This is a genomic window from Streptomyces sp. NPDC101194 (assembly GCF_044767885.1).
Classification (GTDB): Bacteria; Actinomycetota; Actinomycetes; order Streptomycetales; family Streptomycetaceae; genus Streptomyces.
The window spans coordinates 153267-173898 of the sequence record NZ_JBIWOS010000004.1 but is presented as its reverse complement, the minus strand read 5'-3'; the positions used below and the strand labels follow the sequence as shown (position 1 = coordinate 173898).

Sequence of the window (20632 nt, the reverse complement as noted above, 5' to 3'; positions counted from 1 at the left end):
CACAAGTAAGGCGATGTCCAGCATTGTCCCTGCGGGAATTGTGGTGTCCAAGTGACTGCAAAGTTGGCTAAAAAATGCACCTGGTGGCGGTGATTTGCGGTCGACTGGGCGTGCTCGACAGGGGGTGTTCTCGGGGTGAAGTTCCAGAGGGAGCGTCATTTCGGGCATGCTGGGTACGTAATCGATGATGACCAGGGGCAGTTCTGATCGCCCCGGAACCTGGCAGCGGGCCCAGGCGTCCTCTCCTGTGACGGCTACGCCCCCACCCCCGAGTGGCGGGGCTTGCACCTTGAGACGGCAGGCGCGATATGTGCGCTGCTCCTCGCCATGCTTGTGTCCGGACCCGCCTCGCCCTTGCTCGACCCGGCTCAGCTCATGCTCGGTACCGACGACCCGCCCGTACCGCGACCCTGAAGAGCATGTACGCACAGTGAAGAGATATGCACGCGGTGTGACACACCCGTGGTGTGATGTGGTCCCTCGGCGTTCAACGGAAAGGAACGAGCGCTCATGCGCGAGATCCTCGGAAGGCGACGCAGGCTCCGGCTCCGACGCAGGACAAGGCCCGCCCAGCTCGACGCGGTCCTGACCTGTGCCACCGCATGGCAGTGGCCCGTGCTCCCCGGAGTAGGACTTGAGGCGGCCGGTGGTCGCGGTGACCGTGGCCGTGGCTGTGCCTGCCCCGATCCCGAGTGCGCCGTTCCCGGCGCACACCCCTTCGATCCCGGTCTCCTCGCGGCGACCACCGACGAGCGCATGGTGCGCTGGTGGTGGACCAATCGGCCCACCGCGCCGATCGTGCTGGCCACCGGCGGGCGCGCCCCGTGCGCGCTGAGCCTGCCGGCCGTGGCGGGTGCCCGTGCGCTCGCCGAGCTGGACCGGATGGGAACGCGGCTCGGCCCCGTCGTGGCGACGCCGACCCGGTGGTCGCTGCTGGTGTCCCCGTACACCCTCGAACGGCTCGGTGAGCTGCTGCACGCCCAGGACAGGGTGCCCAGTTCGCTGCGTTTTCACGGCGAGGGCGGCTATCTCGTCCTTCCGCCGTCCGAGGTGGGGGCGGGGCAGGTGCGCTGGGAACGGGCTCCCGCACCGGTCCCCGGTCGGGGCTCGAACAAGGGAGTCCCTGTCCCCGGACCGGCTGCGCCGTGGCTGCCGGATGTGGGAGCGGTGCTCGACGCGCTGGTCGAGGCGAGCAACGGCGCGCCGGGCGGCGGCAGTCGGCTCGCCTACTGACAGGCGGTCGGCTCACCCGTCCGGGCGTGGGCCGACCAGGGTTCCCGGAGCGGAGACGCGCGGCACCGGGGCGTTTGTGTTCCGTCGATATCCCCGGCGGGGCATTCGGCGGAGCATCAGGAATACGGGCGAGGCCGTCGGGCTCCGAAGGTGTAGGCGGATGGTGCCGTGCGATTCTTCGTGCGATCGGTGTCGGGGGCGCGCGGGCATGACGGCGCGTCGGCGTGCATCGGCTCCGGTTTCCGTTCGCGCTCTTCTCTTGCCCGTTCTCGCGGTACCTCTTCCGGTCCCGCGCTCTACCGGTCGATGCAAAGTCTGCCGCTGCAAAGTCCCTCCGCGGCGGTCTTTCTGATGGATCTTCCGGAAGTCCCTCGAATGGTTTTTCGAAGATCTATTCGAATGGCTTCGCGGGGCGATATTCGTGCGGGAGTTCCGGCGCCGGGGCCTGTCCGGGACGGGTCGTTCCGGTGGAGCCTGCGGAGCGTCGGGCGGAAGCGGTCTCGTCGCCGATGAGGGCACGTCGTCAATCCGGGCCCTGTCGTGCCGTGTTGGCAGTGGCGCGCGGGTTCTGAGAAGCCGGGGCGGCCGGAGCGGGAAGGGGTCGGCGGCGGGGAGTGTGCCGTCGAGTGGTCCGTACGCCGGGTCGCGCGCCGGGTCGCGCGCCGGGTCGCGCGCTGTGCGCCGTACCCGGAAATGAGGATGCCCGATCGCTGGCGACGGGGGATGCACCAGCGACCGGGCTTCTAGAACGGTAACAAGAGATCTGCCGTTCGCAAATTCGATCTCGCGTATTCGGACAGCGATTTACCTGTTGGTACGGCGAGTTGTGACGCGAGTCACGGAATGCCCCCGGGAATCGTCACTGTCAGCTGAGCGTCACTTGGCGGTTGGTGAGCCCGCCGCGGGCCCGCCGCTCCTCCGCGGTGAGCGGCGCGTCCGAGGCGAGCGCCGCGGTCAGTCGCTCCGCGAGCTCGGCCGCGGGCTTCTCGCACTCCGCCGCCCCCATCGCGCTCGGCAGGTCCCAGACGGGGACCATGAGCCCGTGCGCCCGGAAGGAGCCGACGAGCCGTGTTCCCTCGCCCAGCGAGGAGGTGCCGGCGGCGTGCAGCCGGGCGAGTGCGTCCAGGAGCTGCTCCTCCGGGTGCGGCATGACCCACCGCAGGTGGTTCTTCTCCGGGGTCTCGCACCAGTAGGCGGCGTCCACACCGACGAGCCGCGTCGTCGGGAGCGCCGCCTCGTTCGCGCGCTCCAGGGAGGCGGACACCTCGGGCGTGGCGTTCTCCGCGTCCGGAACCCAGAACTCGAACCCGGAGTGGACGACGGGCTCGAACGCGGCGTCGGGATCGAGCACGTCCTGCAGCCGCGGACCGTCGGCCGGTACGCGTCGGGCGGCCACGGGCGAGCCGGGCTCGGCGACCAGCGCCCGCTGCAGGATGTCCGCGAGGTCACGGCTGAGGTCGCCGGACGGGGTGTCGTTCTGCAGGGCGATCAGCACCGAGCCGTCGTCCCGGCGGAGAGCCGGCCAGGCCATCGGCAGGACGGTCGCGAGGGTCACGGAGGGGACGCCCTCGGGCAGCCCGCCCTTGAGTGTCAGCCCGACCGTGGCGGCGGGCACCAGTTCGCGCAGCGCGACCCAGTCGCACTCGCCGGCCAGCCCCTCGAAGGGGCGGTTGACGAGCTCGGTCACGGCCTGGGCGGCGGCGCGGCCGTGACACGCCTTGTAGCGGCGGCCCGAACCGCACGGGCAGGGCTCACGAGCCCCGACCACCGGGATCTCGCCATCCTTGAGCTGCTGCTTCCCGGCCTTGGTCTGAGGGCGCTTCTTGGCCATGGTGGGCTTTCTCCCGATTGCGACAGTGCGGTCTGGCCCGCGAGCCTAGCGGCCCCCGTCGCGTCCGGGGCACACACGCCCGCGCGCCTGGCGGAACGGGGGTGCGGAACCCCGGTGCGCGCGTCTCGTTCACGGCGCGTACGCCTCGTCCACCGGCACAGGTGCATCCGTCCGGCGGTACACATCCGTGCGTCGGCATGTGTGCCGGTACGGGTGCTCGCACCGCCCGGATCTCGTACCGCCCGGGTGCTCGTGCCTGCCGTGACGGCGCAGATCCGTGCCCTGCGCGCGGGCACGTCAGCCCACGTCGTCGAAGGCGTCCGCGAAACCCAGACCGTCGAGTCCCGGGGCGCTCGGCATGCCCGACACACTCGGCACGCCCGACACGCCCGGCCCACCTGACGAGCCCGACATGCCCGGCATTCCGGAGGCCCGGCCGTGTCCCTCGCCGACGAGGACCCAGACGGTGACCTCGCCGGACGAACTGTCGCGCACACCCCACTCCTCGGCGAGCGCGCTGATGATGTTGAGCCCGCGGCCGCCGCGCGCCGTCACCGAGGGTGTGGCCGGAACGGGGCGGGTGGGACCACCACCGTCCGTCACTTCCACGGTCAGCCCGCCGGTTCTGTCCACGCGCCACGCGGCGCGGATGTCGCCGTCACCCACATTCGTGTGTCGCCCCAGCGGCCTGCCGTGCCGACAGGCGTTGCTGAGCAGTTCGGAAAGGATCAATACAGCATCGTCGACGACCGAATCCGGCACCCCGTGGCTGCGCAACTGCTCGCGCATCCGGTGCCGCGCCTGCCCCACGCCCGCAGGGCCATGGGGTACGGCCATGCTCGACGACGTGGGCACTTCCTGTGCCACCACCAACGCCACCCCCGAGACCTCCTTTGCCCCACGCCACGGAGTGGATGCCCTCCCGGACTGGACCGGAAACCGGCCAATCGCCCGCCGGTGACGCACTCGTAACGATCGAATACGGTTCGAATGCGCCGGTGTACTCCGTGTCACTGATGTGAAGAGCGTCCCAGTTGTGACAGAACCCGCTTCGGGCGGTTCGTGATGATGGCCTCGACGCCGAGGTCGATGCAGAGCGCGACGTCCTCCGGTTCGTCGACCGTCCAGACGTGCGCGCGGTGTCCCGCACGGTGCAGGCGCTCGATGTAGCCGGGGTGACTGCGTACGATCCGCATCCCCGGACCGGCGATGCGCGCCCCGGCCGGCAGCCGCCCGTCACGCAGGCGCGGCGAGACGAACTGCATCAGGTAGACGGTGGGAAGGGTGGGGGACGCGGCCTGGACACGGTGCAGGGAGCGCGCCGAGAAGCTCATGATCCGTACCGGTGAGGGGCCGTCGGCCGGCGGGGCGTCGAGCTCGAAACGCTTCAGCAGTTCGAGCAGCCGTTCCTCGACCTGGCCCGCCCAGCGTGTGGGGTGCTTGGTCTCGATCGCCAGCTGGATCGGGCGCCCGGCGGCCCGCGTCTCGGTGACCAGTTCGAGCAGCCGTTCCAGGGTGAGTACGGAGGTGAGCTCCCCCGGCACCGGATCCCAGTCCGGGGACTCCTCACGGTCCTTCCAGGAGCCGAAGTCGAGCGCGGCGAGCTCGGAGAGCTCCAGCGCGGAGACGGCGCCCCGCCCATTGGAGGTGCGATTCACCCGGCGGTCGTGCACGCAGACGAGGTGGCCGTCGGCGGTGAGGCGTACGTCGCACTCCAGGGCGTCGGCGCCGTCCTCGATCGCCTTCCGGTATGCGGCCAGGGTGTGTTCGGGAGCGTCGTCGGAGGCGCCCCGGTGGGCAACGACCTGGATGGGATGGTGCATGGATTGCTGCCGTGCATGGGTCACTGCGTCATGGTGACATCGAGAGGCGACAGCCGCGTACAGCTTGCGCCGCGGGCAGCCGCGCCTCGCTCCGTACGGTGCGCGGAGGCCGCGTGCATCCCACGCCACGGCTTGCGCGGCAGCTCGCACCACGGCTCGCACCACGCCTTGGGCCGCCGCCGTGCGCGCCTCGCGCCGGGAGACCGTTTTGCCGGATGTAAAGATTGATGTGCGGATGCACAGGTCCTGCTTACAGTGGCCTGACGTGCCTTGGGAAAAGCTGTCCCATGACACGTACACAGCGGATCTCTTGCCGAAGATGATGTGGAACCGAGGAGTAAAGAGCTGTGAGCACAGAGAACGAGGGCAACGAGGGCACTGCGGCCGAGGCCGTTCCGTCCGTTCCGTCCGCACCTCCAGTGCCGGCCGATGCTCCTCGAGGGCCGACCGGGAGCACACCCGCGCCCCCGCCCTCCCCGGCGTACTCGCAGGGGCCGGATTCGGAAGCCGCGCAGCAGCCGTTCCCTCCGACGGAGGAACCGGCCCCCACCACTTCCATGCCTTCCGCTCCGGGCACGCCTCCCCCCGGGGTCCGTTCGGCCGCCGAGGCCAACTGGCCCCCGCCCCCTCCCACCGTCCCCGCGTACGCGCACCACGGCGCGGGCGGCGGCCCGGTCTGGGGCGCCCCGGACCAGCTCCACTCCCCGGCGGGCCCGCGCAAGCGCGGCATGGGCGGACTGGTGGCCGCGGTGGCGGCGGCGGCGCTGATCGCGGGCGGTATCGGCGGTGCCCTCGGGTACTGGGCGGCCGACCGGAACGGCACCACCTCCTCCCGCGGCTCGACCACGGTGGCGGCGTCGGCCAACCCGCATGACCTGAAGCGCGACCCCGGCACGGTCGCGGGCGTGGCCGCCAAGGCGCTGCCCAGCGTGGTCACCATCGACGCGCAGGCCGGTGACGGCGAGGGCGGTACCGGCACCGGCTTCGTGTACGACAAGGAAGGCCACATCCTCACCAACAACCACGTGGTGGCTTCCGCGGCGGACAACGGGCAGCTCACGGCGACGTTCTCCGACGGCAAGAAGTACGACGCCGAGGTGGTCGGCCGGGCGCAGGGCTACGACGTCGCCGTTCTGAAGCTGAAGAACCCGCCCCCGGGGCTCGCCCCGCTGGCCCTCGGCAACTCGGAACAGGTCGCGGTCGGCGATTCGACGATCGCGATCGGTGCCCCGTTCGGTCTTTCCAACACGGTGACCACGGGCATCATCAGCGCCAAGAACCGACCGGTCGCCTCCGGCGACGGCTCCGGCGGCAGCAACTCGTACATGAGCGCCCTGCAGACCGACGCCTCGATCAACCCGGGCAACTCCGGTGGCCCGCTGCTCGATTCGCGCGGCGCGGTCATCGGGATCAACTCGGCCATCCAGTCGACCGGCAGCAGTGTCGGCCAGACGCAGGCGGGCTCCATCGGCCTCGGCTTCGCCATCCCGATCAACCAGGCGACGAACGTCGCCCAGCAGCTGATCAAGACCGGTCAGCCGGTCTACCCGGTGATCGGCGCGACGGTCACGATGGACGAGAAGACCGGCGGTGCGGTCATCTCCGACCAGGGCACGGGCGGTGTGGCGGCCGTGGCGAAGGGCGGCCCGGCGGCCAGGGCGGGCCTCCGGGCGGGCGATGTCATCACGAAGTTCGACGACACCGTGATCGACAGCGGCCCGACCCTGATCGGTGAGATCTGGACCCACCAGCCCGGTGATCAGGTGACGCTGACCTACAAGCGCAACGGCCGGACGGCGACGGCCGAAGTCACCCTGGGGGAGCGCAAGGGCGACAGCTGACCGGCTAGGCTGTCCTCTCGTCAACCTCGGTCCGTGGGCCGAGGGGGCGGGGTGGGTTGCCCGAGCGGCCTAAGGGAACGGTCTTGAAAACCGTCGTGGCGCGAGTCACCGTGGGTTCAAATCCCACACCCACCGCTTGCAGGTCGAAGGCCCCTGATCAGGTCGAACAATCAGGGGCCTTCGTCGTGTCCGTCGTCCGCGGGCGACGTGATCATTCATGGGTCCGCGGTCTCTCGGGCACGGATCGGGCACGGCACCGGTGCTAGATCCAGTCCGCCCAGCCGAAGGCGAACTTGTATGCGGCGCGTACGGCGTCCAGGCCTCGGCCACCTGCCATGAGGGCTACGGCCAGCGCGACGGCGAACAGTGCGGCAAAAACTCCAGCGATGATCAGGCCTGTCCTCGGTGACCAGACCATCCCCACGAACACGCTCGCGGTGATCGTGATCACCAAACCGATGTGAGCCATGGGCAGTTCCCCACGAAACAGATTTCGCATCGCACCCCGAGACGCCTGCAGGGCCGCGTTGTAGCGCTCTCTCGCCGCATCAGGGTCGGCGTTCGGCCCCTCCGGCCACTGCTGCTCCACGGTCGTCCTCCCCTTCGTCCCTGGTCGGGACCGCCCCTGTTCCGCGTCCGTGTACGGGCCAATTGTCATGTGTACCCCGGGTTCTTCGACGGGAGACCGGATGAGGCCGTGCTCAGCGTGCGGTCCCGTCGGCCGGCCGGCCGGTCGTGAGGCGGGCCGCCGAGGCGATGGTGGCTCGGGCTTCGTGTTCGGTGAGGCCGGTGCGGACGGCGGCGCGGGCGAGGGCGTCCGTGAGGGCTTCGCCGAAGCCGTGTTCGTAGGCGCGGCAGGCTGCCCAGAAGAGCCGCGTGTTGCGCTGGCCCTCGCGTGCCGCGAGGACGAACCGGACCAGCCCCCGGCCCCGGTCGGGGAGGGCCGTGGGGTGGTGAGGGCGTGCGGGGGGCCTGAGCAGGCGCAGGAGTGCGCGGGGGCAGGGGGCCGGCGGGAGGTCGGCGGTGCCCGGGGCGAGCCGGTACGTGCCGCGGGCGGTGACCGAGCCGGGTCCCACCAGGTAGCCGCCGGCGCCGCGGACGTCGATGCCGGGGGCGAGACGGCTCGCGGAGTTCGGTACCGGGACGCCGGGCGGGCCGGTCAGCCAGATGTGGCGGCCGCCGCTGGGCGTGAGGACCGTGACGGTCGGCGGAATGGTGAACAGATGGTGCAGGGCGATCTGCTGGAGGGACACGGCGGAGTCGTGGCGGCCGGTGGTGTCGACGTCCAGATCGATGCCGATGAGGTGGTGCGGGGGCCGGCCGCAGGCGATGCCGTAGCCGGTGGCCCACGGGGCGGCGGCGAAGAGGGCGCGTACGGCGGCAGGGTCGGTGGTGGCGTCGTGGACCCCGTGTCCGGGTCGGCCGCAGGCGCCCCGGCAGGCGACCGGCCGGTCCTCGTTCCGGTGCGGGGAGGGCAGGGCGGGGAGCTTGCCGGCGGTGAGCGGGATGACGGGGAGACCGCGCTCGGCAGCGGAGAGCGCGTGGGCGAGGGCCAGGGTGGCGGTCTGCCGGTCGGTGGTGGCCATGACTTTATTTTCGTACGAATGTTCGAAGATGGGAAGGGGTGCGGACCGGGGGTGAGTGGGGTGCCGGAGCGTTTCTCCTCCCAGGTGGTGCGGATCGGGCGGGCCGGAGGCCGTGAGGGTGGGGCGGGAGGGGTGAGCTGGAGCTTTGGGGGCGCGAAGGGGTTTATCGGCCGCCCCTCATGCTTGCGGGGGAATCGGTTCGCCCGGGTGGTTCACCGGGGATTCGGTGGGCAACTCTGGTGTCGCGACGTCGTGACCAACCGGGACGGTCGGCCAACTGGCCCGGAACAAGCCGTACTTTCGGTTCCTGGAGGAATTGACATGGCAAGCATCCGTACCGCTCGTGCCCTCGCCGCTGTTGCAGCCCTGCCCCTTGCCGCCGCGCTCTTCGGCGGCGTGGCCCAGGCCGACAACGGCTCGTTCGCGAACGACGGATCGAACGCGGCCGTCGCGACGGTCGCCGGCAGCGGCGTCGGTGGCAACAACTCCGGTATCTCGTCCACATCGCAGCAGCAGGCCGTCGGTTCCCGAGCGTCGAACAAGAGCACCTCGGCGCAGGTGAACGGATCGGTGTTCACCGCGATCGATCAGCACAGCGACAACGTCGTGGTGAACTTCACCAAGCTCTGGTGATCCGGGCCGGTCGTGGGCCGGTCGGGGGGCCGGGTCACGGCTGAGTGACAGCGGCCTGCGTGAAGGTGCTCCGGTGCCTTTGCGCAGGCCGCTTCGCATTGCCCCGGCGGTCGCGGTCGGGGCCTGGTGGTGGCCGTCCCGGAAATCGCGTCCCGGGTGTCGTCGACCTTGACAGCACGCACGTATCTGACGGACAGTCAGAAACCCTGATCCGTACGCCCGTGTCCGGGAGGCAGCCGCCGTGCACCTCGCCCAGACGGAGCGTCAGCGACAGCTGCGCGCCGAACTCCGCACGTACTTCGGCAAGGTGATGCCCGGGAGGGACGCGGGGCCGGGGCCCGGATCCGAGGACCGGGCCGAGCAGCGCCGACTGCTGCGCCGGATCGGCGCCGACGGGATGCTCGGACTCGGCTGGCCCGTCGAGTACGGCGGTCAGGGCCGCGGATCCGACGAACAGTTCGTCTTCTTCGACGAGGCATACCGGGCGGGGGCACCCGTCTCGATGGTCACCCTCAACACCGTCGGGCCGACCCTGATGAAGTACGGGACCGATGAGCAGAAGGCGTACTTCCTGCCCCGGATCCTCAGCGGCGACCTCGTCTTCGCCATCGGCTACAGCGAGCCGGAGGCCGGCACCGATCTCGCGGCGCTGCGCACCCGGGCGGTGCGGGACGGCGACTCCTGGCTGATCGACGGGCAGAAGATCTTCACCAGCAACGCGCAGAACGCGGACTGGATCTGGCTCGCCTGCCGCACGGACCCGGACGCGCCGAAGCACCGGGGCATCTCGATCATTCTGGTCCCGACGGATGCCCCCGGGTTCGCCTGGACGCCGATCGAGACCGTGGGCGGGCTGACCACGACGTCGACCTACTACGACGGGATACGGGTGCCTCTCACCCATCTGGTCGGTGCGGAGAACGGCGGCTGGGGTCTGATCACCAACCAGCTGAACCATGAACGGGTGGCCCTCGCCGCGATCGGGATGCAGGCCGAGGACTTCTACCAGGCGGCACTCGACTTCGCCCGCACCCCCGACCCGGCGACGGGCCGGCGTCCCGCCGACGAGCCGTGGGTGCGGGCCCGGTTGGCCGAGGCGTACGCCCGGCTGGCGGCGACGCGCCTGCTCAACTGGCGTCTGGTGGGGGAGGTCGGCGCGGGCTCGCTGGCCCCCGGTGAGGCGAGCGGGGTGAAGTTCGCGGGGACCGAGAGCGCCGTCGAGGTCTACCGGATCTGCCAGGAAATCGTGGGAGACGCCGGCACGGTCCGGGGCGGTTCGCCTGGTTGCTTCGGGGACGGGGAGCTGGAACGGATGAACAGGGCGGCGCAGATCAACACTTTTGGGGGCGGAGTGAGCGAGGTGCAGAGGGAGATCGTCGCGACGATGCGGCTCGGCATGAAGGGGGGCGCACGATGACAAGTGCGCGGGACGGGCGGGAGGAACCGGGCGAGCCGGACCGGTTGTACGAGCGGCTCAAGGAGTTCGAGGGGCGGGCCGCCGCGACCGCCGGCGTCGGCAAGGATCCGGTCAACGAGCCGATGATCAGGCACTGGTGCGAGGCGATGGGGGACACCGATCCCGCCTACACGGGGCCGGAGGCGATCGCTCCGCCGACGATGCTGCAGGCGTGGACGATGGGCGGACTGTCGGGCCACACCGACCGCTCCCAGGCGTACGAGGAGCTGTTCGGCCTGCTCGACGGCGCCGGATACACCTCGGTGGTGGCGACCGACTGCGAGCAGGAGTATCTGCGGCCGTTGCGGCCCGGCGACCGGATCACGTTCGACGCGGTGATCGAGTCGGTCTCGCAGCGCAAGACGACCAAGCTGGGGACGGGCTACTTCGTGACGACGCGCATGGACGTGCGCGCGGCCGGGGAGCCCGCCGGGACGCACCGCTTCCGGATCCTCAAGTACGCCCCCGCCGGGGCGAAGCGCGCGGCGCCTCGCGGCGGCCGGAGCCTGCGCCCGAGGCCGGTGATCAACCGGGACAACGCCGGTTTCTGGCAGGGCGTCGCCGAGCACCGGCTGCTGATCCAGCGGTGCGTCGCGTGCGCGACGCTGCGCTTTCCCTGGCTGCCCGGCTGCAACGCGTGCGGCTGCCAGGAATGGGACACGGTCGAGGCGAGCGGCGAGGGGACCGTCTTCAGCCATGTCGTGATGCATCACCCGCCGTTCCCCGCCTTCGGCGCCCATGAGGAGGGCGGGCCGTACGCGGTGGCGCTGATCGAGCTGGCCGAGGGCGTGCGGATGGTCAGCAATGTGATCGGTGTGCCGTACGACAAGGTGCGGACGGGGATGCCGGTGCGGCTGGAATTCCTCCGCACGGACCCGGAGTTGGAACTTCCGGTCTTCCGGGGAGACGAGGGCTGACATGGACTTCGCACCCACCGAGGAGCAGACGGCGGCACAGGGGCTGGCGGCACGGATCTTCGGGGATCTGTCGACGCACGAGCGCCTGGCCGGGGCGGGCACGGGGACGGACGCCGAGCTGTGGAAGGAGCTCTGCGCGGCCGGACTGACCGCCGCCGTCGAAGAGATCGGGCTCCTGGGCCTGGTACTCCTGCTGGAGGAGCAGGGCCGGACGACGGCGCAGGTGCCGTTCGCGGCGAGCTGTGTCCACGGGCTGCTCGCCGTCGCCGGGCACGGCACGGACGAGCAGCGGGAGCGGCTGCTGCCCCCACTGCGGGACGGAACGGCCGTCGCCACCGGGGCGTTCCCGGCGCGTGGCGGGTTCTGGACGGACGGCGAGGAGCGGCTGAGCGGCAGCGTGCCGTACGTGCCGTGGCTGCGGGACGCGGACCTCGTCCTCGTCGCGGACGCGGACCGGGCGCTGTGGATGGTACGGACCGACTCACGGGGGGTGGCGACCGAACCGGTGGAGACCACGGCTCCGTGGTCGGCGGCGCGGCTCGTGCTGGACCGGGCGTCCGGCGAGCGGCTCGGCGGCGCCGGGGCGTACGAGGCGATGATGGCGGCGGGCCGGACCGCGTTCGCCGGGCTGCAGGCCGGTGTGTGCGCCGGATCGCTGTCCCGTGCCGTCGCCCACACGAACACCCGCGAGCAGTTCGGGCGCCCGCTCTCCACCAAGCAGGCGGTGCTGCTGCGCGCCGCCGACGCCCATATGGACACCGAGGCGATCCGGGTCACCGCGTACGAGGCCGCCTGGCGCCATGACGCGGGACTGCCGTACGGGCAGCAGGCGCTGACCGCAGCCTGGTGGGCGTCGGAGGCGGGAAAGCGGGTGGTGCACGCCGGACAGCATCTGCACGGCGGAACGGGCGCGGACCTCGACCACCCCGTGCACCGCCACTTCCTCTGGGGCCGCCAGCTCGACGCCCATCTGGGATGCGGCAGCGAAGTGCTTCAGGAACTCGGCCGGTCACTGGTGAAGGAGGGATCGGAGTGAAGGTCGGTGAGGAGCTGGCGCCGCTGGAGATCGCGGTGACCCGCACCCTGATCGTGGCGGGCGCCATCGCCTCCCGCGACTACCAGGACGTGCACCATGACGCGGAGCTCGCCCGGGAGAAGGGGTCCCCGGACATCTTCATGAACATTCTGACGACCAACGGCCTGGTCGGCAGGTACGTGACCGACCGCCTCGGCCCGTCGGCCGTGCTCCGCCGGGTCGCCATCAGGCTGGGCGCGCCCAATTATCCCGGGGACACCATGGTCCTGAGCGGCACGGTCACCGCCCTCGGGGACGACGGGACGGCCGAGGTGGAGGTCGTCGGGACCAACGGTCTGGGCAGGCATGTCACCGGCACCGTGACCGTCGGTGTTCCGGAGGGGGCGGCATGAGCCTGCGCAGGGCCGACTCGCTCGGCGGCAGGGCGGCGGTCGTGGGGATCGGGGCGACCGATTTCTCCAAGGACTCCGGGCGCAGCGAACTCGAACTGGCCGTGGAGGCGGTACGCGCCGCCCTGGACGACGCGGGGCTGACCCCTTCCGATGTCGACGGCCTGGTCACGTTCACCATGGACACCAGCCCCGAGATCACCGTCGCCCAGGCGGCCGGCATCGGTGAGCTGACGTTCTTCTCCCGCGTCCACTACGGAGGCGGCGCGGCCTGCGCCACCGTCCAGCAGGCGGCACTGGCCGTGGCGGCCGGGGTGGCCGACGTCGTGGTCTGCTACCGGGCGTTCAACGAGCGCTCCGGGCGCAGGTTCGGCTCCGGGGTCCAGCAGCGCGAGCCCACGGCGGAGGGCGCGGCGCTCGGCTGGAACCTCCCCTTCGGGTTGCTCACGCCGGCCTCCTGGGTCGCCATGGCCGCCCAGCGCTACCTGCACACCCATGGGCTGACGCCGGACGCCTTCGGTCATGTCGCGGTCACGGGCCGCCGCCATGCCGCCCGTAACCCCGCGGCGTACTTCCACGGGAAGCCGATCACCCTGGCCGACCACGCCGCGTCGCGGTGGATCGTCGAACCCCTGCGGCTGCTCGACTGCTGTCAGGAGACCGACGGCGGACAGGCGATCGTCGTCACCAGTGCGGAGCGGGCCCGGGATCTGCCGCAGCCGCCCGCCGTGATCGTGGCCGCCGCCCAGGGGGCCGGACGGGCGCAGGAACAGATGACCAGCTTCTACCGGGACGATCTGACCGGGCTGCCGGAGATGGGGGTGGTCGCCCGGCAGCTCTGGCGGAATTCCGGCCTCTCCCCCACCGACATCGATGTGGGCATCCTCTACGACCACTTCACGCCGTTCGTCCTGATGCAGCTGGAGGAGTTCGGCTTCTGCGGGCCGGGGGAGGCCGCCGACTTCGTCGCGTCCGGCGCGCTGCCCCTGAACACGCACGGCGGCCAGCTGGGGGAGGCGTATCTGCACGGGATGAACGGCATCGCGGAGGGGGTCCGGCAGATCCGGGGCACGTCGGTGAACCAGCTGTCCGGGGCGGCCAGAACGCTGGTCACGGCAGGCACCGGCGTACCCACCTCGGGTCTGATACTGGGCGTGGACGACTGAGTGCGGGCGACCGGCTGCGCGGTCGCCGCCCGGGCGCGGGCGGCGACGCCGGCCCGACGGGGCATCGGGGGCGACCCTGAGCCCTGATGACGAGGACTCCACCTACAGGAGGTGGAGCAGGCCCCACCCCTACACCCTGAGTCGGACGCCGTTTCGGGACCTGGGGCCGATCCACGCGGCGGCACCCGCTCCTAGCGTGGAAGCCATGACCACGCCAGTCTGCACGGGCACCTCCGGGGGAGCTGCCGCCATCGGACACGTCCAGCACGGCTCGTACGCCGCACACAGCCCGTACGCCTCGCTGGCCCAGCACGCCCGGTATCCGTCGTTCTCCTCGTACGTACGGGCGCGGGGGCCCGTACTGCTGCGTGCCGCCCGCTCGCTCACCGCGAACCCCAGCGATGCCGAGGACCTGCTGCAGACAGCGCTCACCAAGACGTACGTCGCCTGGGAACGGATCGAGGACCACCGCGCGCTCGACGGCTATGTCCGCCGCGCGCTGCTGAACACCCGGACCTCGCAGTGGCGCAAGCGCAAGGTCGACGAGTTCGCCTGCGACGAGCTGCCCGAGCAGGAGGCCGCGCCGACCCCCGACCCGGCCGAGCACCAGACGCTGCACGACGCGATGTGGCGGGCCGTCCTGAAGCTCCCGGACCGGCAGCGGGCGATGGTGGTCCTGCGGTACTACGAGGATCTCAGCGAGGCCCAGACGGCCGAGGTGCTCGGGGTGTCCGTCGGCACCGTGAAGAGCGCGGTGTCGCGGGCGCTCGGCAAGCTCAGGGAGGATCCGGAGCTGGCTCCGGTGCGGTGATCCCGGACGGACGGCGGGGTGCCCGCGGGGGACCGTCCCGGGCGAACGACACCGATTCGTACCCCGAGACCTAGTGACATACCACCCGGTATGTGCGCAGAATCAGCGGAACCCCTACTGCCGCGTAGCGCCCACCGGGAGGACGCCGTGCTGAGCACCATGCAGGACGTACCGCTGACTGTCACCCGCATCCTCGAACACGGGATGACCATCCACGGGAAGTCGCAGGTCACGACCTGGACAGGCGAGCCCGAGCCGCAGCGGCGCAGCTTCGCCGAGATCGGCCGTCGAGCCGCGCAGCTCGCGCACGCGCTGCGCGACGAACTCGGAGTCGACGGCGACCAGCGCATAAGCACCCTCATGTGGAACAACGCCGAGCACGTCGAGGCGTATCTCGCGATCCCCTCGATGGGCGCGGTGCTCCACACGCTCAACCTCCGGCTCCCCGCCGAGCAGCTGATCTGGATCGTCGAGCACGCCGACGACAAGGCCGTCATCGTCAACGGCTCCCTGCTGCCGCTGCTCGCGCCCGTCCTCCCCCATCTGACGTCGATCGAGCACGTGATCGTCACCGGGCCGGGCGACCGTTCGGTCCTGGACGGCGCGACGGCACGGGTGCACGAGTACGAGGAACTCATAGCCGGCCGCCCGACCGGCTACGACTGGCCCGAGCTGGACGAACGCCAGGCCGCCGCCATGTGCTACACCTCCGGCACCACCGGTGACCCCAAGGGCGTCGTCTACTCCCACCGCTCCGTCTACCTGCACTCCATGCAGGTCAACATGTCCGAGTCGATGGGCCTGACCGACAAGGACACCACGCTGGTGGTCGTCCCCCAGTTCCATGTGAACGCCTGGGGACTGCCGCACGCGACGTTCATGTCCGGCGTCAACATGCTCATGCCCGACCGGTTCCTGCAGCCCGCCCCGCTCGCCGACATGATCGAGCGCGAGAGGCCGACCCACGCCGCCGCCGTCCCCACCATCTGGCAGGGGCTGCTCGCCGAGGTCACCGCCAACCCGCGCGACCTCACGTCCATGGCCCGCGTCACCATCGGCGGCGCCGCCTGTCCGCCCTCCCTCATGGAGGCGTACGACAAGCTCGGTGTCCGCCTCTGCCACGCCTGGGGCATGACGGAGACCTCTCCGCTCGGCACCATGGCCAACCCGCCCGCCGGGCTCACCGAGGAGCAGGAGTGGCCCTACCGCGTCACCCAGGGCCGCTTCCCGGCCGGTGTCGAGGCGCGCCTGGTCGGCCCCGGCGGCGAGCATCTGCCGTGGGACAACGAGTCGGCCGGTGAGCTGGAGGTACGCGGTCCCTGGATCGCCGGGGCCTACTACGGGGGATCGGACGGCGAGCCCCTGCGCCCCGAGGACAAGTTCAGCGAGGACGGCTGGCTGAAGACCGGCGACGTCGGTGTGATCAGCGAGGACGGCTTCCTCACCCTCACCGACCGGGCCAAGGACGTGATCAAGTCCGGTGGCGAATGGATCTCCAGCGTCGAGCTGGAGAACGCCCTCATGGCGCACCCGGACGTGGCGGAGGCGGCGGTCGTCGCCGTCCCGGACGAGAAGTGGGGCGAGCGCCCGCTCGCCACCGTGGTGCTCAAGGACGGCGCCACCGCGGGCTACGAGGCGCTGAAGGGCTTCCTCGCCGAGTCGGGCATCGCCAAGTGGCAGCTGCCGGAGCGCTGGACGATCATTCCGGCGGTGCCGAAGACCAGCGTCGGCAAGTTCGACAAGAAGGTCATCCGCAAGCAGTACGCGGAGGGCGAGCTGGACGTCACCCGGCTCTGACCCACCCCGGCCGGGACGTGACGAGGGCGGTACGGGACTTCCCCGTACCGCCCTCGTCGTGCTCCCGGCCGTCCGCCGGTCAGTTCGTGCCGATCTTCGCGAGCAGGTCGACGATGCGCGACTGCACCTCGTCGCTCGTGGAGCGCTCGGCCAGGAAGAGGACGGTCTCGCCCGAGCTGAGCTTCGGCAGCTCCGACCCGGTCATGTCGGCGGAGGTGTAGACGACCAGCGGGGTCCGGTTCAACTGCCCGTTGGCGCGCAGCCAGTCGACGATCCCGGCTCGGCGGCGGCGCACCTGCAGCAGATCCATCACCACCAGATTGGGCCGCATCCGGGTGGCGAGCGTCACCGCCTCGTTGTCGGTGGCGGCCCTGGCCACCTGCATGCCGCGGCGTTCCAGAGTCTCCGTCAGCGCCAGCGCGATCTCCTCGTGCTCCTCGATCAACAGCACCCGGGGCGGATGCTGTTCGCTGTCGCGCGGGGCGAGCGCCTTGAGCAGCACGGCCGGGTCGGCACCGTACGCGGCCTCCCGCGACGCCTGCCCCAGACCGGCCGTCACCAGCACCGGGACCTCGGCCGCGACCGCCGCCTGACGCAGCGACTGCAGCGCCTTGCGGGTGATGGGACCGGTGAGCGGGTCGACGAAGAGCGCGGCGGGGAACGCCGCTATCTGGGCGTCGACCTCCTCGCGCGAGTGCACGATCACCGGCCGGTAGCCGCGGTCGCTCAGCGCCTGCTGGGTGGAGACGTCGGGGGCGGGCCAGACGAGCAGTCGCCGCGGGTTGTCCAGCGGCTCCGGGGGCAGCTCGTCGTCGACCGGCCGCGGCGACGGACGGTTGGCGACCTCGACCGCGCCACCCGGACCGTCCAGCGGCTCCGGCCCCTCGGCGCCCTCGTCGGGCGCCCCTATGGCGTACGCGCGCCCTTCGGCCTCCGGGGCGGAGAGCAGCTGCCCCGGCCCCGCGGCGGAGCCCGCCGGTGCGGCCGGCGCGGGGCCGGACGCGGGCGGGACGGCCTGGGAAGGCGCGGGCTGCGGCACTGCCGCCTGCGGGGCGCGCTCGCTCTCCGGCGGAGCGGCGAGCTTGCGCCGCCGCCCGGCGCCGCCGCCGAGCGTCTGGTTCTGCTGGTGCGCGATGTGCTGGGCGAACGGGACACCTTGGCCGAGCGTCCGGACGCTGAACGCGCGCCCCTGCGTCGAGTCCGACGAACCGCCGGGCATCGGCGCCTCCGCGGGCAGCGGCTGCCTGCGCGGGTCCTGTCCGGGCACGTCGTTCCGCGGGCCGCTCTCCGCGACGCCGGTGCTCCCGGCGGACTCGGGCGTGCCCGTGAGGGCCGTGGTGCCGGTGGTGTGCGTGGTCCGGCCGGCCGTGGCCGGGTCCGGGCCGTCGTCGACCCGGCCGCCGGGCAGTTCGACGCCCTGCTCATCGGGGTGTCCGCCGGGCCGTTCGTCGGCCGCCACGGCCGGCCCGGGCTGCTGGGACCCGTCGGCATGACGCGCCCGGCGCCGCCCGGTCGGTACGGGGTGCGCCTGGGGCGGTGTGTGGTCGTCGTGCGGAGCGATGCCCACGGCGTCGTGGCGTCCGGGCAGCGAGGCGTCCGCGTCGGCGGCCGTGGCCGGGGTCCGGTCGGCCTCCGCGGGCGGGAGGGCGAACGCGGTACGGGGTCCGGCCTGCTCGGCCTGAGCGGACCGCTCCTGCGCGGCCGCCAGCGCCCGCCGCGCCCGCCTTCCGCCCGGCTGCGGCACCGGAGCCGGGCCGTCACCGGCCGACGAGAGGCCCTCGGGAGCGGGTGCCGAAGCGGACGGGGGAACGGGAGCGGAAGGGGAACCGGAAGTCGGCAGGGCCAGCTGGTTCTCGCCGCCCTGACGCGCCCGGTGCCCGCCCGTCGGCACCGGCGACGGCGCCTCGGCCGGCACGCCCCGGGGTGGCACGGCCTGCCCGCGCTGCGGACGGCCACCACCTCCCTGCGCGCCCTCCGCCGCGGTCACCACCGCACCCTCGGACGGCACCGGGGCCGAAGGGAGCGCCAACGCCTGTCCCGGCCCCTGCTGCTCGACGGCGCCCTCCCCCGACCGCTGCCCCTGCCCCTGTTCGGGCGACTGGGACGGCTGAGCCGGGAGGGCGTGCCGGTCACCGGTCTCGGCCGGACTCGGCCGTCCCCGCCTGCGCCCCGACCCCTCGCCCTGCTGGGCGGGCATGATGTCGTTCGCGCTCTGCGTCTCCTGCGAATCCGGTGCCGAGGGTTCGCGGCGTGCCCGTCGCCGCCCCGTCGGCTCGGCCGCCCCGGTGTCGCCTTCCCCGGAGGCCCCGGCCGCCCCGGAACCACCCACGGGGCTCTCCAGGAACGCGTCCGTGGACGCCCGCCGCGCGCGTCGCCGCCCGCCCCCGGGCGCGCCCTGACCGGCCATCGGTTCCGGCTCGGGTGCGGGCTCCGGCTCGGGCGCCGGTGGCATCACCGTGCCCGAACCCGCGCCCAACGGCACTTCGAGGACGTACGCGCTGCCGCTCATCCCCGGCACCTCGTGCGTCTGGAGCACACCGCCGTGCGCCCGGACGATCCCGCGCACGATCGGCTCGTGCACCGGGTCTCCCCCGCCGAACGGACCGCGCACCTCGATCCGTACGACCTCACCGCGCTGCGCCGCCGCGACGACGACCGTCGAGTCGACGTAGCCACCGCCCGGCACCAAGCGGGTCTTGCCGGTCGAGTCGACGCCGGCGACGTCGGCGACCAGATGGGCGAGCGCGGTCACCAGCCGGGGCGCGTCCACCTCGGCCTCGATCGGCGGCGCGTGCACCGCGAACTGGGCACGTCCGGGCCCGATCAGCTCGACGGCCGCGTCGATTCCGGCCGTCACGACCGAGTCGAGCAGCACGTTCGTCTTGACCAGCTCCTCCGCACCGGCGTCCAGGCGCTGGTAGCCGAGCACGTTGTCGACGAGCGTGGTCATCCGGGCGTAGCCCGCGGCCAGATGATGCAGGATCTGGTTGGCCTCCGGCCACAGCTGGCCGGCCGGGTCGGCGGCGAGCGTGGAGAGTTCGCCGCGCAGCTCCTCCAGCGGCCCGCGAAGTGACTCGCCGAGCACGGCGGTGAGCTGGGTGTGCCGGGCCGTCAGCGCCGCCAGCCGTTCGGCCTGCTCCTCCAGTTCGGCCGAGTACCGCTCGGCCCGGTCGGCCAGCTCCGTGCCGTGCCGTTCCGTCAGCCCGGCGATCTCGTCGGCGTGGCTCGCGGTCAGCCCGGCGACCTCGGCCCCGTGCTCCTCGCGAAGCTCCTCGTACGGCCTGCGGTCGGTGAACGTCATGACCGCGCCGACCAGCTGGTCCCCGTCCCGGACCGGCGCGGTGGTCAGGTCGACCGGCACCTGCGCACCGCTCTTGGACCACAGGACCTGCCCGCGCACCCGGTGCTTGCGGCCGGACCGGAGGGTGTCGGCGAGCGGCGACTCCTCGTACGGGAACGGCTCGCCCTCCGCCCGCGAGTGCAGGATCAGCGGATGCAGCTCCTGGCCGCCCAGGTCGCTGGCGCGGAAGCCGAGGATCTGTGCGGCGGCGGGGTTGACCAGGACGACCCGGCCGTCCGTGTCCGTACCGACGACGCCCTCGGCCGCGGCCCGCAGGATCATCTCGGTCTGCCGCTGCGAACGGGCCAGTTCGGCTTCCGTGTCGACGGTGCCCGACAGGTCCCGCACGACGAGCATCAGCAGCTCGTCCCCCGTGTAGCTGCCGCCGTAGCCGTTCTGGAAGTCGTTGTACGCGGCCTGACCGTCCTCCAGGCTGGCGCTGGTGACCTCGACCGGGTACTCGTTGCCGTCGGTCCGCCGTGCGGTCATCCGCGTCGGCTTCGTACGGCCGCGGTCGTCGTCGGAATCGGGTCGGCGCATCGACCCGGGGATCAGCTTGGAGTCGAACTCCGGAAGCAGGTCGAGGAGTCCGCGTCCGACCAGCGCCGTGCCCGGCGTCTCGAACATCTCCAGGGCGATGGTGTTGGCGTTGACGACCGTGCCGTTGCAGTTGACGAGCAGTAGCCCGTCGGGGAGTGCATCGAGTATGGCTGCGAGGCGAGCAGTGCCTCGGGATGGCCTGCTGCTCACGACGACGCTTCCTCCCTGGTTAC

16 protein-coding genes and 1 tRNA gene are annotated in these 20632 nt (G+C 71.9%); 11 read left to right on the top strand and 6 right to left on the bottom strand.

The window, feature by feature from the left end:
* The first annotated feature begins 510 nt into the window (after positions 1-510).
* Positions 511-1233, top strand: coding sequence for a bifunctional DNA primase/polymerase (locus ACIRP2_RS17415; protein WP_404251102.1), 723 nt, complete (start codon positions 511-513; stop codon positions 1231-1233).
* A gap of 865 nt (positions 1234-2098) precedes the next feature.
* Here the strand turns inward: ACIRP2_RS17415 and ACIRP2_RS17410 are convergent.
* The 3 genes from ACIRP2_RS17410 to ACIRP2_RS17400 all read right to left on the bottom strand — a co-directional run bounded on the left by ACIRP2_RS17410 (position 2099) and on the right by ACIRP2_RS17400 (position 4887).
* Positions 2099-3064, bottom strand: coding sequence for a DUF5926 family protein (locus ACIRP2_RS17410; protein WP_404251100.1), 966 nt, complete (start codon positions 3062-3064; stop codon positions 2099-2101).
* A 297-nt stretch (positions 3065-3361) separates the two neighbouring features.
* Complete coding sequence (locus tag ACIRP2_RS17405; protein WP_404251098.1) at positions 3362-4030, bottom strand: ATP-binding protein; 669 nt, start codon at positions 4028-4030, stop codon at positions 3362-3364.
* 44 nt (positions 4031-4074) lie between these two features.
* Positions 4075-4887 carry a glycerophosphodiester phosphodiesterase gene (locus ACIRP2_RS17400; RefSeq protein WP_404251918.1) on the bottom strand — a complete coding sequence of 271 codons (813 nt, stop codon included), beginning with the start codon at positions 4885-4887 and terminating at the stop codon, positions 4075-4077.
* A 347-nt stretch (positions 4888-5234) separates the two neighbouring features.
* On the opposite strand from ACIRP2_RS17400, the gene ACIRP2_RS17395 reads away from it, so the two are divergent.
* Entirely contained in the window at positions 5235-6728 is a 1494-nt protein-coding gene (locus tag ACIRP2_RS17395) for a S1C family serine protease (protein ID WP_404251096.1), read from the top strand.
* Positions 6729-6778: 50 nt separating this feature from the next.
* Positions 6779-6863 (top strand) — tRNA-Ser (locus ACIRP2_RS17390).
* Between the two features lie 127 nt (positions 6864-6990).
* Here the strand turns inward: ACIRP2_RS17390 and ACIRP2_RS17385 are convergent.
* Both ACIRP2_RS17385 and ACIRP2_RS17380 read right to left on the bottom strand, forming a co-directional pair.
* Positions 6991-7197, bottom strand: a complete 207-nt coding sequence (locus ACIRP2_RS17385) for a hypothetical protein (RefSeq protein WP_404251094.1) — start codon at positions 7195-7197, stop codon at positions 6991-6993.
* A gap of 232 nt (positions 7198-7429) precedes the next feature.
* Entirely contained in the window at positions 7430-8314 is an 885-nt protein-coding gene (locus ACIRP2_RS17380; RefSeq protein WP_404251092.1) for a bifunctional DNA primase/polymerase, read from the bottom strand.
* A gap of 321 nt (positions 8315-8635) precedes the next feature.
* On the opposite strand from ACIRP2_RS17380, the gene ACIRP2_RS17375 reads away from it, so the two are divergent.
* The 8 genes from ACIRP2_RS17375 to ACIRP2_RS17340 all read left to right on the top strand — a co-directional run bounded on the left by ACIRP2_RS17375 (position 8636) and on the right by ACIRP2_RS17340 (position 16519).
* Positions 8636-8947, top strand: coding sequence for a hypothetical protein (locus ACIRP2_RS17375; protein WP_404251090.1), 312 nt, complete (start codon positions 8636-8638; stop codon positions 8945-8947).
* Positions 8948-9188: 241 nt separating this feature from the next.
* Positions 9189-10364 (top strand): acyl-CoA dehydrogenase family protein, encoded by a 1176-nt coding sequence (locus ACIRP2_RS17370; RefSeq protein WP_404251088.1) that lies wholly within the window; start codon positions 9189-9191, stop codon positions 10362-10364.
* Positions 10361-11320 (top strand): bifunctional MaoC family dehydratase N-terminal/OB-fold nucleic acid binding domain-containing protein, encoded by a 960-nt coding sequence (locus ACIRP2_RS17365; protein ID WP_404251086.1) that lies wholly within the window; start codon positions 10361-10363, stop codon positions 11318-11320. The genes ACIRP2_RS17370 and ACIRP2_RS17365 overlap by 4 nt, the downstream gene beginning before the upstream one ends.
* 1 nt (position 11321) lies before the next feature.
* A complete protein-coding gene (locus tag ACIRP2_RS17360; RefSeq protein ID WP_404251084.1) occupies positions 11322-12356 on the top strand; it encodes an acyl-CoA dehydrogenase family protein in 1035 nt (344 codons plus the stop codon).
* On the top strand, positions 12353-12748 hold the full coding sequence (locus ACIRP2_RS17355) for a MaoC family dehydratase (protein ID WP_351076186.1): 396 nt from the start codon (positions 12353-12355) through the stop codon (positions 12746-12748). The genes ACIRP2_RS17360 and ACIRP2_RS17355 overlap by 4 nt, the downstream gene beginning before the upstream one ends.
* Positions 12745-13911, top strand: coding sequence for a lipid-transfer protein (locus ACIRP2_RS17350; protein WP_404251081.1), 1167 nt, complete (start codon positions 12745-12747; stop codon positions 13909-13911). Before ACIRP2_RS17355 ends, ACIRP2_RS17350 begins: the two co-directional genes overlap by 4 nt.
* 205 nt (positions 13912-14116) lie before the next feature.
* On the top strand, positions 14117-14722 hold the full coding sequence (locus ACIRP2_RS17345) for a SigE family RNA polymerase sigma factor (protein WP_404251079.1): 606 nt from the start codon (positions 14117-14119) through the stop codon (positions 14720-14722).
* Between the two features lie 147 nt (positions 14723-14869).
* Positions 14870-16519 (top strand): long-chain fatty acid--CoA ligase, encoded by a 1650-nt coding sequence (locus tag ACIRP2_RS17340; RefSeq protein WP_404251077.1) that lies wholly within the window; start codon positions 14870-14872, stop codon positions 16517-16519.
* Positions 16520-16598: 79 nt separating this feature from the next.
* On the opposite strand, the gene ACIRP2_RS17335 is transcribed toward ACIRP2_RS17340, so the two are convergent.
* Entirely contained in the window at positions 16599-20609 is a 4011-nt protein-coding gene (locus ACIRP2_RS17335; protein ID WP_404251075.1) for a PAS domain-containing protein, read from the bottom strand.
* Positions 20610-20632 lie beyond the last annotated feature (23 nt).

What these genes read in the sequence shown, in the direction of transcription:
- ACIRP2_RS17350 (WP_404251081.1), top strand. Translation starts at nt 12,745, where the DNA reads ATGAGCCTGCGCAGGGCCGACTCGCTCGGCGGCAGGGCGGCGGTCGTG.
- ACIRP2_RS17360 (WP_404251084.1), top strand. Translation starts at nt 11,322, where the DNA reads ATGGACTTCGCACCCACCGAGGAGCAGACGGCGGCACAGGGGCTGGCG.
- ACIRP2_RS17375 (WP_404251090.1), top strand. Translation starts at nt 8,636, where the DNA reads ATGGCAAGCATCCGTACCGCTCGTGCCCTCGCCGCTGTTGCAGCCCTG.
- ACIRP2_RS17410 (WP_404251100.1), bottom strand. Translation starts at nt 3,064, where the DNA reads ATGGCCAAGAAGCGCCCTCAGACCAAGGCCGGGAAGCAGCAGCTCAAG.
- ACIRP2_RS17380 (WP_404251092.1), bottom strand. Translation starts at nt 8,314, where the DNA reads ATGGCCACCACCGACCGGCAGACCGCCACCCTGGCCCTCGCCCACGCG.
- ACIRP2_RS17345 (WP_404251079.1), top strand. Translation starts at nt 14,117, where the DNA reads ATGACCACGCCAGTCTGCACGGGCACCTCCGGGGGAGCTGCCGCCATC.
- ACIRP2_RS17365 (WP_404251086.1), top strand. Translation starts at nt 10,361, where the DNA reads ATGACAAGTGCGCGGGACGGGCGGGAGGAACCGGGCGAGCCGGACCGG.
- ACIRP2_RS17400 (WP_404251918.1), bottom strand. Translation starts at nt 4,887, where the DNA reads ATGCACCATCCCATCCAGGTCGTTGCCCACCGGGGCGCCTCCGACGAC.
- ACIRP2_RS17385 (WP_404251094.1), bottom strand. Translation starts at nt 7,197, where the DNA reads ATGGCTCACATCGGTTTGGTGATCACGATCACCGCGAGCGTGTTCGTG.
- ACIRP2_RS17415 (WP_404251102.1), top strand. Translation starts at nt 511, where the DNA reads ATGCGCGAGATCCTCGGAAGGCGACGCAGGCTCCGGCTCCGACGCAGG.